This is a genomic window from Thermoanaerobaculia bacterium (assembly GCA_018057705.1).
In the GTDB taxonomy this organism is placed as follows: Bacteria; Acidobacteriota; Thermoanaerobaculia; order Multivoradales; family JAGPDF01; genus JAGPDF01.
Window position 1 is genome coordinate 1 of sequence record JAGPDF010000104.1, and the last position, 11529, is coordinate 11529.

The 11529-nt window shown below is 69.6% G+C and carries 5 protein-coding genes; 1 reads left to right on the forward strand and 4 read right to left on the reverse strand.

The genetic code is table 11. The annotated features are described in order from the left end of the window. Both KBI44_19780 and KBI44_19785 read right to left on the reverse strand, forming a co-directional pair. The coding region (locus KBI44_19780) for an ABC transporter ATP-binding protein (GenBank protein MBP9146723.1) at positions 1–707 on the reverse strand (707 nt) is incomplete at its 3' end. A gap of 14 nt (positions 708–721) precedes the next feature. Further along, positions 722–1765, reverse strand: coding sequence for an extracellular solute-binding protein (locus tag KBI44_19785; protein ID MBP9146724.1), 1044 nt, complete (start codon positions 1763–1765; stop codon positions 722–724). A gap of 136 nt (positions 1766–1901) precedes the next feature. On the opposite strand from KBI44_19785, the gene KBI44_19790 reads away from it, so the two are divergent. After that, positions 1902–8336 carry an IPTL-CTERM sorting domain-containing protein gene (locus tag KBI44_19790; protein ID MBP9146725.1) on the forward strand — a complete coding sequence of 2145 codons (6435 nt, stop codon included), beginning with the start codon at positions 1902–1904 and terminating at the stop codon, positions 8334–8336. Positions 8337–8396: 60 nt separating this feature from the next. On the opposite strand, the gene KBI44_19795 is transcribed toward KBI44_19790, so the two are convergent. Both KBI44_19795 and KBI44_19800 read right to left on the reverse strand, forming a co-directional pair. Continuing rightward, the gene (locus KBI44_19795) at positions 8397–8900 is read right to left on the reverse strand and encodes a hypothetical protein (protein ID MBP9146726.1); all 504 of its coding nucleotides are present in this window, start codon (positions 8898–8900) and stop codon (positions 8397–8399) included. 30 nt (positions 8901–8930) lie between these two features. Further along, complete coding sequence (locus tag KBI44_19800; protein ID MBP9146727.1) at positions 8931–11384, reverse strand: hypothetical protein; 2454 nt, start codon at positions 11382–11384, stop codon at positions 8931–8933. Positions 11385–11529 lie beyond the last annotated feature (145 nt).

Sequence of the window (11529 nt, forward strand, 5' to 3'; positions counted from 1 at the left end):
GCCGGTTCGCGATAGAGCTCGTGCGGCGTCCCGAGCTGTTCGAGTCGGCCGCCCTGGAGGAGCGCCACGCGGTCGCCGAGATCGAACGCCTCCTCCTGCTCGTGAGTCACGAGGAGGGTCGTGATGCCGATCCGCCGCAAGGTCGCCGAGAGCTCGCGCCGGGTCCGTTCGCGCAGGGTCGGGTCGAGGTTCGAGAGCGGCTCGTCGAGGAGCAGGACGCGCGGTTCGGGCGCCAGGGCCCGCGCGAGGGCCACGCGCTGCTGCTGCCCGCCCGAGATCTCGGAGATCCGCCGGCGCTCGAACCCCACGAGGTCGACGCTCGCGAGTGCCACTGCGACGCGCTCCTCTACCTGGGCCTTCGGGAACCTGCGGGCTTCGAGCCCGAACGCCACGTTCTCGCCCACCGAGAGATGCGGAAAGAGGGCGTAGTGCTGGAAGACCATGCCGAAATCGCGCTTGGCCGGCGACAGGTTCTCGATCCGTTGTGCGCCGACGCGGATCGAGCCGCGATCGGCCGTCTCGAAGCCGGCGACGATGCGCAGCAGCGTCGTCTTGCCGCTCCCCGAGGGGCCGAGCAGGGCGAGCACTTCGCCCTTCGGCACGGCGAACGAGATGCCGTCGAGGACCCGTTTGTCGCCGAACTGCTTGCCGATGTCGTCGAGGGTCAGGTCAGTCCCGCGATCCCTGCGATCACTGGCTGGAGCCACCCGGCGCTCTGACTTCATCGCGCGACGGGCGGGGCCTGGAGCTCGGCGCCCTTGCCGCGCACGGTGCGATCCCAGAGCGCCATCCACTCCTGCCCCTTCGCCGCCGCGAGCGCTTCGTCGTAGACCGCCGGCTGCATCGCGGTGAGGACCTCCTGCGCCCAGGTCGGAAGCTTCTCCTGCGGGATGTCGGTGCGCGCCGGAATGCGGAACGCCTTCTCGGCCGCGAGTGCCTGCGCCTCGACCGAGCCGGCGAACTCGAGGAACTCGAGCGCCGCGGCGCGGTGCGGCGCCCCCGCCGCGAGGGCGATCGCATCGTCGATGACCGGCGTGCCGCTCGCGGCGAACCGATAGCCGAACGGCACCCCCTTGGCGCGCTCGAGCAGGATGTCGGTGAGCTCCCACATCGTCACTTCGCCCTCGCCGCGCATCACTTTCTCGTGCAGGAGGGCTGGATTCGCGACGTACTCCTTGGTCTGGGTGTCGAGCCGCGCCAGCCACTCGAGGCCGCGCGCCGTCGAGCCGGTCTCGCTCTGTGACTTCGCCAGCACCATGGAGAAGATCGTGCGCATGACCCCCGAGGCGATCGGATCGCGGATCAGCACCCGGCCGGCAAAGCGCGGCTGCAGCAGATCGTCCCAGTCGCGCGGGGCTTCCGCTTCCGAAACGAGCTTCTCATTGAAGACCAGCACCGGCAGCGTCCGGAACGTCCCGAAGTAGTGGTCGCCCTCGCCGCGCGAGCTCGCCGGCACGGCGTCCGCCCACGACGGCCGGTACGGCGCGAGGAGCCCTTCGGCGGCGGCGCGGGAGAAGATCGCGTCCGGCCCGCCGAACCAGACATCGCACTGCGGATTGGCCTTCTCCGAGCGAATCCGGTCGTAGACCTCCTGCGACCCCATATCGAGCCAGCGCACGTCGATCTGCGGATGCTGCGCCTCGAACGCCTGCTCGAAGAGCATCAGAAGGTCCCGACCATGCGGCGAATAGACCATCACCGGCGTCCGCCCGTCGGAGCAGGCGAGGGTGCCCAGGGCGGCCAGACCGAGACCGATTGCGTACATCCGTTTCCTCATCTTGCGCACTCTAGCCCAAGGCTCCGCGGGCAGCGCTTGCTGGTAAGCTCAGGCCTCCCTCGAGGAGCAAGGGGCTGCGCCCCTTGTCCGTCGCTGTCGCCCGCACGTCGACTCCGGAGTGGTCATGCCCAGGTTTTCCAGCAGCCTTCTTCGTGTAGCCCTCTCGATCCTCGCCTTGGCGGCGGCGGCGAACGCCCAGCCGCTCGCCAAGAGCGCCATCCAGGTCGATCCGGGGCCGAGCAAACCCGCGGGCCAGACCTTCGGCTACCGCCTGACCTACAACTGCAGCAGCACGTCCGGCCCGTGCCTGAACGCGGAGGTCGTGGATCTCCTGCCGGTGGAGGTGCAGTACGTCTCGACCGTGCCGGCCAGCCCGACCGGCGACGTGGCCGCGATCAACGTCACGCCCAACTTCGGCGGCTCGGGGCGGACGCGCGTGCAGTTCGTCATGGTGACCCCGCTTCCCGCCGGCAACAGTGGCGACCTGCTAGTGAACGTGCGCTTCCCGAACGGGTCGACGCCTGACAGTACGGTAGCGACGAACACCGCCGACGGCATCAACCTCGGGACGACTCCGGGGACGTTCACCACGCCGCCGGTCACGGTCGCCGCCGTCGCCACCGTTCAGGTCACACTCCAGAAGACGCTCACCACCAGCCCGGCCAACCTCGACCTGCCCGAGTCCTACCGCCTGCGGATCACCAACAGCAACGTCAGCGGCGCGCTCAATCTGACGGCGATCGGGCCGGTGGTCGATACGCTTCCTCCCGGAACGGTCTTCAACGGCGCGACACCGGCCGCCGACTGCCAGCCGGGCTGCGTCGGCACCACGCCGGCGACCCTGACCTGGACGAGCCCCTGTACCGTCCCGCTCGCGCCCAACAACAACTGCGACATCCTGGTGAACGTCGTCTTCCCCTCCGCCACCTTCCCTTCCGGAACCAACGTCACCAACAGCTTCACCGCCGACGGCACGCCGCTCGGCGAACCGGCGCAGAATCTCGGCGTCGGCGAGGTCACCCACCCCGTCACGACTTTCGTACCCAACGCGAGCGCCGCCTTCAGCAAGAACATGGCCGGCGGAACGCCCAATCCGCCGACGTTGAATCAGTCCTTCGCCTACGACATCGCCGTGAGCAACAACGGCAACGTGCCGCTCGACAACCTGGTGGTCATCGACACGTTGCCTGTCGAGCTCCAGGTGACGAGCGTCACGTCGGGCAGCTACTCCGGCCTGGCCGACTTCGCCGTCGGCGAGGGCGTGCGCGTCTCCTACGAGAAGAACACCGCCCTCGGCGTCTTCACGCTGTGGGGCTCCTCGCCCAACGTCGCGACGAACACGACGCTGACCGCGCCGCCGCCGGGCCTGGGAGCCGGCGAGTACCTCACCCGTATCCGTTGGGAGTATGGCCAGGCGGCACCGGGCATGGCCACCACGAGTACCGCGAACCGGCCGCACATCACCGGTCAGATCGTCAACCCCGATCTCGCCGGCGGGCCGGTGGCCTTCGGCGACACGATCCAGAACTGCGTCGACCTCTCAGCGGTCTACACGGCCGGGCCGACCAACGTGAACCGCAATGCCTGCCGGAGCTTCGTCCTCTCCGGTCCGTTCGCGCAGCTCAACCCGGCGAAGGAAAATCTGTCGGGCGGCGGCCCGTTCAATCCCGGCCAGGCTGTTTCCTGGCGCCTGCGCGTGCGCTCCGCCGTGCAGTCCTCCTCCCCCTTGCCTCTCGAGAGCATCGAAGCGACCGACCTGCTGCCGGTCGACCTGATCTCTTCGATCTGGACCTTCGATGATCAGGGTACAGGACTGCCCGCCCCCCAGTCTTTCGAGCAGATCCCGAACTTCGCCGGCAGCGGTCGCACGCTTCTGCGCTGGCGCTGGAACGCCGGCAGCGGCGACCTCGGGGTCAATCAGCAGGTCTGGCTCAACGTCACGACGACGATCCGCAACGGTGCGGCGAACGGCGCGCTCGCCAACGAGTTCACGCTCGATCACGATGCGCCGGGATTGGGTTTCCGCTGTTCCGGCAGCTCGCACCCCGACACCCTCGATCTCGACGGCGACAGTGATACAGCGGAGAGCCTGTGCACTGCCACCGGCACGATCACCGTCGCGGGGATCGCTCAGCTCATCTCGGCGAAGCTGGTCGACGCGGCCTGCGACGGCAGCCCGACCGCGAGCTCCGCCGGCACGCTCGAAGGCGGCGCGCTCGAGTACTCGCTGCGCGTCCAGAACGTCGGCACGGTGGCGATGGAGAACTTCGTGCTCATCGACATCCTGCCGTTCGTGGGCGACACGGGCGTGCGCGACACCACTCCGCGCGGCTCGCTGTGGACACCACTGCTCGCGGCGCCGATCGTTCCGCCGCCGGGGACGACGCTCTACTACTCGACCTCCGGCAACCCTTGCCGCGGCGAGGTGGGGGGGCCGACGACGGCGTGCGATCCGCCGGACTGGTCGACCGCGCCGCCGACGCCGATCAGCGCCACGCGCTCGTTCAAGGTCGAGTTCGGCAGTCGCGTCGTCGGACCGTTCGATTTCGTCGAGTTCGACTTCAGCATGTCGACTCCGGCCGGCATTCCTGCCGGCGACTCGGCGTTCAACTCCTTCGCGTACCAGGCCGACCGCTCCGACGGCTTCGGCAGCCTCGCGGCCGAGCCGCAGAAGTCCGGCGTCGCCCTCGGCAGCTGTGTTGCCGCCGCCCTGGGCGACTTCGTCTGGGTGGACCTCGACCACGACGGCACCCAGAACGACGGCCCGAGCGGCCTGAACGACGTCTTTGTCCGCCTGTTGCTGCCCGGAGTCGACGGTCTCGCGGGCACCGCCGACGACGTGCCGCTCGCCTCGACGGTGACCGCCAATGGCCCCGGCGGCGCCGCCGGCTGGTACGCCTTCCCGGGCCTCGCGCCGGGGAGCTACTTCGTCTGCATCGCGCCGCCGCCGACCTACATCCTCACCACTGCGAACAGCGGTGGCGACACCAGCGACTCGGACGGCGATCCGGCGACAGCCTGCGCGCCGGTGACCGTGCTCGACCCCGGCGAGCAGGATCCCGACAACGACTTCGGCCTCATCGCCACCCAACTCGCGGCGCTCGGCGACTACGTCTGGTTCGATCGCGACGGCGACGGCAGGCAGAACGAGCCGGTCACCGACGGCGCCAACGGCGTCACCGCGCGGCTTCATCTCGACGACGGCGACGGCACCGCCGAGACCGGCGGCGCCGATCCGGTGGTGGCGACGACCGCGACGGCGGACGACATCTTCGGGCGGCCCGGGTACTACCGCTTCGACGGGCTCGCCCCCGGCCTGCCCTACTTCGTCGAGTTCGTGCTCCCGGCCTCCGCGACCGGCTGGACGGCGGACGATGTCGGCCCGGGCGACGCTCTCGATTCGGACGCCGATCCGGCGACCGGCGCCGGACCGCTGGTGAACCTCGCCCCCGGCGAGTACGACCCGACGATCGACGCCGGGCTCGTCGCTCCCGCCGGAACGCTCGCGCTGGGCGACCAGGTGTGGAACGAGAACGACGACGACGGCATCTTCGAACCGGAGAACGGCGAGCCCGGCGTCAACGGCGTGCGGCTCGACCTCTACCGCGACACGAACGGCGACGGCGAGCCGACGCTCGATGAGTATTCGGGCACGACGGAGACCGCTCTCGACAGCGGCTTCCCCGGCCGGTATCGCTTCGACCGCCTCGCCGCCGGCGACTACATCGTCGTCGTTTCGCCCTCCGCCTTCGGCGGCGGCGGCGCCCTCGCCGGGCGAACCACCGCGACGGGCAACGACCCCGCCCCCGATCCCGACGACGACACGAACGGCGACGACAACGGCACCGACTTTGGCGCGCTGGTCGCCAGCCACGCCGTCACGCTCACCGACAACGGCGAGCCGACCAGCGAGGACGGCGACAACGACACCAACCTCACCGTCGACTTCGGCTTCGTCTCTTCGATCGTTCCGCCAGCTCCGCCGCCGGCCTTCGACTATGGCGACGCTCCCGATGTCGGCGCGGGCACGGCGACCGACGACTACCAGACCGTCGCGCTCGACGCCGGCGCCGTGCATCCACTCGGCGGTGCGAACGCCCCCTTCCTCGGCGCCTGCGTCGATGCCGACAGCGGTCTCGTGGCTGGAGTGGCAGCGAACGGCGACGACATCGCGCTCTCGGCGCTCGTCTTCGGCAGCTGCTCCGGCGACGACGACGAGGACGGCGTCACCTTTGCCAGTCCGTTCGTCCCGGGGGCGGAGGCGAGCTTCTCGATCGTTGCCGGCGGAGGCGCCCCTTGCCTGCTCGACGCCTGGGTCGACTGGAACCGCAACGGCCTCTTCGGGGATGCGCCCGGCGAGCAGATCGCCGCCAGCGAGGCCATCCCGGTCGGTTCTCCGACCGTGCTCGTCGCGAGCGTCCCCGAGAGCGCGATCCCCGGCACCACCTACGCCCGCTTCCGCTGCTCGTCGGCGGGCGGTCTCCCGCCCGCAGGAGCTGCCGCCGACGGCGAGGTCGAGGACTACAGTCTGGGCGTCGTCGGCTTCGACTTCGGCGATGCCCCCGACTCCTACGGCACGCAGGGCGTGGGCTCCGCCTGGCATCAGGTCGATCCCGACGACGGTCTGCGCCTCGGTTCGTGCGTCGACACCGAGCCCGACGGCCAGCCGGCCGTCGGAGCCGACGGCGACGACACGAGCGCCGGGACGAGCCGCGTCGGCAGCTGCTTCGACGACGAGGACGGTGTGACCTTCGCCTCCGTCGCCACCGCCTGCCAGTCGGCCGCGGTGACGGTGACCGCGTCGGCCGCCGGCGCGCTCGACGCCTGGATCGATTTCAACGCCGACGGCGACTTCGGCGACGCCGGCGAGCAGGTCTTCGCCTCGCAAGCGCTCGTCGCCGGCGCGAACCCGCTGGTCTATACCGTGCCCTGCGCCGCCGTCGAAGGACTCACTTACGCCCGCCTCCGCCTGTCGGCAGGCGGCGGCACCGGACCCACCGGCGGCGCGCCGGACGGCGAAGTCGAGGACCTGCCGATCACCCTCGGCGTGGTCGACTTCGGCGACGCCCCGGCTACCTACGGCACGACGATCGCCGGCAATGGCCCCAACCACGCGACGGCGGCGGGCTTCTCGCTCGGCGCCACGGTCGACAACGAGTCCGACGGTCAGCCCTCGGTCGGCGCCACCGGCGACGGCGCCGACGAGGACGGCGTCACGCTGCCCGCGGCGTTCGTCGCCTGCACGACGGCCAACCTCTCCATCGCCCTGACCAACACCGCCGCGATCGCGACGCCACGCCTCGACGCCTGGATCGATTTCGACGGCGACGGCACGTTCGGCGATCCGCGCGATCGCGTCGCCACTTCGCTCGCGCTCGTCGCTGGCGCCAACGCCCTGCCGGTGAACGTGCCGTGTGACGCGCCGACGCGGGCCACCTACGCCCGCTTCCGCCTCTCCTCGGCCGGCACGCCGACACCGCTCGGACCCGCCGGCGACGGCGAAATCGAGGACTGGGCCGTCACCGTGCTCGGTCTCGACCTCGGCGACGCGCCCGACCCCACCTATCCGACCCTTCTGGCGTCGAACGGCGCCCGCCACATCGTGCTCCTCGCCGGCAACCCGACGCTCGGCGCGGCGGTCGACACCGAGGGCGACGGGCAGCCGAATGCGACACTCTCCGGCGACGACAACTCGGGCGGCGACGACGAGGACGGCGTAGTCTTCCCCGCCGCTTTCATCCCGGGAACCAACGGAACGCTCGCGGTGAGCGCCGGGGCGACAGGCGGAGCGGTCTCCTGCTGGATCGACTTCAATCGCGACGGCGACTGGGCGGATGCCGGCGAGCAGGTCGTCGCCAATCTCGCGCTGGCTCCGGCGGCGACGCTTCTGCCGTCGTTCGCGGTGCCGGTCGGCAGCCCGCAGGGGAACGCGGCGACGCGCTGCCGCATCAGCACGACACCCGGCCTGAGCTTCAACGGTGGAGCCATCGACGGCGAGGTCGAGGACCATCCGGCGCCGGTGGGCGTGGAGCAGCCGGCGATCGGCCTCACCAAGGCCGTAATCTCGTCGGAACGCGACGCGACCGACCGCGCGCTCTTCCACGTCCTCTACGAGATCCGGGTGGAGAACCTGGGCAACGTGACGCTCACCGACGTGCAGATCGTCGACGATCTGGCGCTCACCTTCGCCGACGCCGGCGCGTGGAGTGTCGAGTCGCTGGCGAGCGTCGACCTGACGGTGAATCCCGCCTACGACGGCGCCGCCGATACCGATCTACTGGCCGCCGGCAACACTTTGGCGGTCGGCGCGAGCGGCACCCTCACGCTCCAGGTCCTGGTCGACCCGGCGGGCGACCCCGGCCCCTACCAGAACCTCGCGACCGCCACCGGCACGAGCCCCGGCGGCGAGGTCGTGACGGAGGTCGCCACGGTCCCGGTCACCGTCGACGTCTCGGTCATCGAGATCCCGGCGCTCGGAAGTTGGGGCCTGGCGCTTCTGGCATTGCTCCTTGGAGGAGCGGCTACCTTCCGCCTCCGCCGCCCCGACCGGCGGGTCTAGCTCGGCGAGAAGGCCGAGGCGAGAGACATCGCCGGACGCTCGAAGCCGCGATCAGAGGCTTCAGGGCGTCGAGGCGCTCCAGCGAGCGGCCGAGCCGGCCTCGAAGCCGTCCGCGAAGAGCTCGTTGCACGCCTGCGCGGTCCCCGCCACCCAGGACGGGCAGAGCGCCCAGGGCTCGGAGCCGCGCTCGTCGGTGGCGCGCAGAAAGACGCGATGCTGCGTCGCGGTCAACTCCTCGGGCCACGACGACAGCGGTCCGGGCCGGATCTCGGGCAACGGCCCGGTCGACTCCGCCGTTCCGCCGGTGACCCAGAGTTCGCGACCGGCAGCGAGCGTCTCGGCCGCAAACACGAATGTGCCACCGATCGGCTCGAAGTCCGCGGGCTGGGAGGACATCGGACCGGGAGCGAGATCGGCCACCATCGCCGTGCCAGCGGCCGTTCCATCCGAGAACCAGAGCTCACGACCGTGCAGGCCGTCGTCGGCCGTGAAGAGCACTCCGCCGATGACCGGGCTGAACTCGGCGGGTGCCGAGCTTCCGGACGGAGACAGATTCGCCAGCAAGCCCGTACCCGCGACCGTCCCGTCGGTGCGCTAAAGCTCCCGGTCACCGGCTGCATTCGTGGCGGCGAAGAGACTCCATCCCCCGACTGCGATGAAGCCCTCCGGATCGGCGTCGGCGGCTCCGGCCGCGATGTCGGCCAGCAGGATGGCGGCCTCTCCCTCGTGGCAGAAGTACGTCTCGACGCCCAGCGCTTCCGTGCGCGCCTTGAAGACGACGCCGGAACCGAGCTCGCCGATCCAACTCCCCGGCGAAAAACTCTGAAAGTCCGGCGCCGCGCAGAAGGAGTGCGTTCCCGCTTCGGTAGCGTCCGTCGTCCACAGCTCGTGCGGCTCTCCGGCGAGAAGATTGCGGAAGTAGACCCGCTGCGCTCCGGCGGCAAGAAACGGGAAGATATCGAACCCCGCGCCAATCTCCGCCAATAGGTTCACCGAGGGCGGACTGCCATCGAAAGCGAAGAGCTTCACCCCGCTCGTGATCAAGGAGCGGCCGTTGAACGACAGCGACGACGATCCCCAGAAAGACTCGGGACCGAGCGCACCCAGGCTGCCCGGTGCTCCGGTGGTGGAGTAGAGGCGCTGCGACGAGCCGGTTCCCTCTGGATCGGCCTGGATCGGCCAGATTCCGTCGGCCGGCTGAAACGGCACCAGCCAACTTCCCCCGACTCCCGGTCGGACATCGACGACCATTCCGGTACTGACTCCACTCCCTCCGCTGACCCAGGGCTCCTCACCATGTACGGACTCCTGCGCGGAGAAGAGAACGCGATCGCCATACGCCGAGAAGCGCTTTGGGAGCGACGGGTCGCTCGCCGCCGAGAGGTTGACGAGCACGTGCGTCCCGCTCGGCGTGCCATCGGTGATCCAGGGTTCGAAGCCGGTTTCGGCGCCATGAGCGCCGAAGACCAGCCGACCTCCCGGCAGGGCTGCAGATCCAGCACCCGTGGTCCAGTAATTGTCGATCGGACCCGGCGGCAGAACCTCGAAGGTGCCAGCCGCGGCGCCGTCCGACACCCAGAGTGCCGGAGATTCCCCTAGCGAACGCTTGAGAAAGTAGAGCCTCGCTTCCGAGACTCCGAAAGCTCTCATCTCGCAGCCGCTTGCGCAGTCGAGAGCTTCGATCTGAGCGGTGCCCGGCGCGGTGCCGTCCGTCTTCCAGAGCGACGTCCCTGACGTGTCGGACACCAGGAAATAGGCGGTGCCGCCCATCGTGCCGAGATCCTGTATTCCGCAGAAGCCCACTGCGTCGCAACCGACCGCGACGTCGATCGTTCCCATCGCGGTTCCGTCCGAAAGGAGCAGGTGATCGCGCGTGTCGCTCGGCGGTTCCGGAAGGGTGGCCACGAAGAGAGCCCGGCCACCGATCGCTTGCGGCGCCAGCCGTCGAATCGAAATGGCGCCGACCAGCGACGTCAGGACATCGGGGTCGAGCTCCGTCGGGATCACTGCCCAGAGCTGAGGTGGGCCGGCCGCGGTCGCGGCCAGGACGAGCCGGTCAGCGAGGGCGACGGGTTCGTATCCCTCCTCCGCCGAGCTCCCAAGCGGCAGCAGGTCTTCGAAGACGCGCGTCCCGCCTGCGGTCCCGTCCGTTACAGCTAAAGGCGCCAGGCCCCCGGCAAAGGACTCGACAAAGAATGCCCAGGCGCCGACGCGGACAAACCCTTGCGCCGCCAGAGTGTCCATTCCGGCCAACTGTGACAGGAACGGCTCGGTTCCGGCCTCGGTTCCATCCGTTCGCCAGAGCTCGAATCCGTTCGGGACGGTCTGCAGTGAGAAGAGGATCTTGTCCCCCAGCCGGATGAAATCGGGAACTCCCGACCAGAAGCCCGAATCTTGTCCCAACTGCGCCACGCGTTGCGTGCCGGCGAAGGTTCCATCGGTACTCCAGAGCTCATAGGTCGGATTCTCGAGCGCTTGCAGCTTCGCGATCCAGAAAAGTACACGGCCACCCAGCTCTCGCGCCTCGCACGCCTCCGGGCCGGGGTAAGTCAGGCCAGGTATCGAGTTGGGCGGCAGCGGCGTGACCATTGCGGTTCCGACATTGGTTCCGTCCGAGGCCCAGACTGAGCGGGTTCCGCCGGGCGAGCCCGGAGCCCAGAGCATCCACCTCTGCGCATCGGCGCACAGCGTCGCTGAGTTGAGCGAACTCGTAGCCTCGTAAGCAAGGAGATCGGAGATCGGGACCGTGCCGACCGCAGTTCCGTCCGTGCTCCACAGCGTCCAGTAGCTGCCGGCGGAGTCAGAGGCAGCCCAGAAGAGGGCGCGGCCGTTCACGGCGGTCTCGAACATCAGGTGCGTGTCTGCCTGGGCCACCGGCGCCGTGTTCGCAATGTCGCGGACGAGATAGGGGGTGTCGAGCGGCTGCGCAGCTGCAGGCGAGGACAATCCCGGCGAGAGGACAGTCGCCAGAACGTAGATCGCCAGGCCAAGGCGGGCCTTGGTCCGGCCTCCGCAGCGCTGCTCCTCATCACCGTTCGAGGTGCTCATCTCTGGATTGTATTCCGTCGAGCGAGAGACCCAGCCGTGCCCGTCGAGGCCGGCGCCACGACCTAGCGACGGAACCCCTCCGCCACCCGTTCGGCTGCGCGCCAGACGCGCATCAGGTTGCCGCCGGCGATCTTTTCGATGTCGG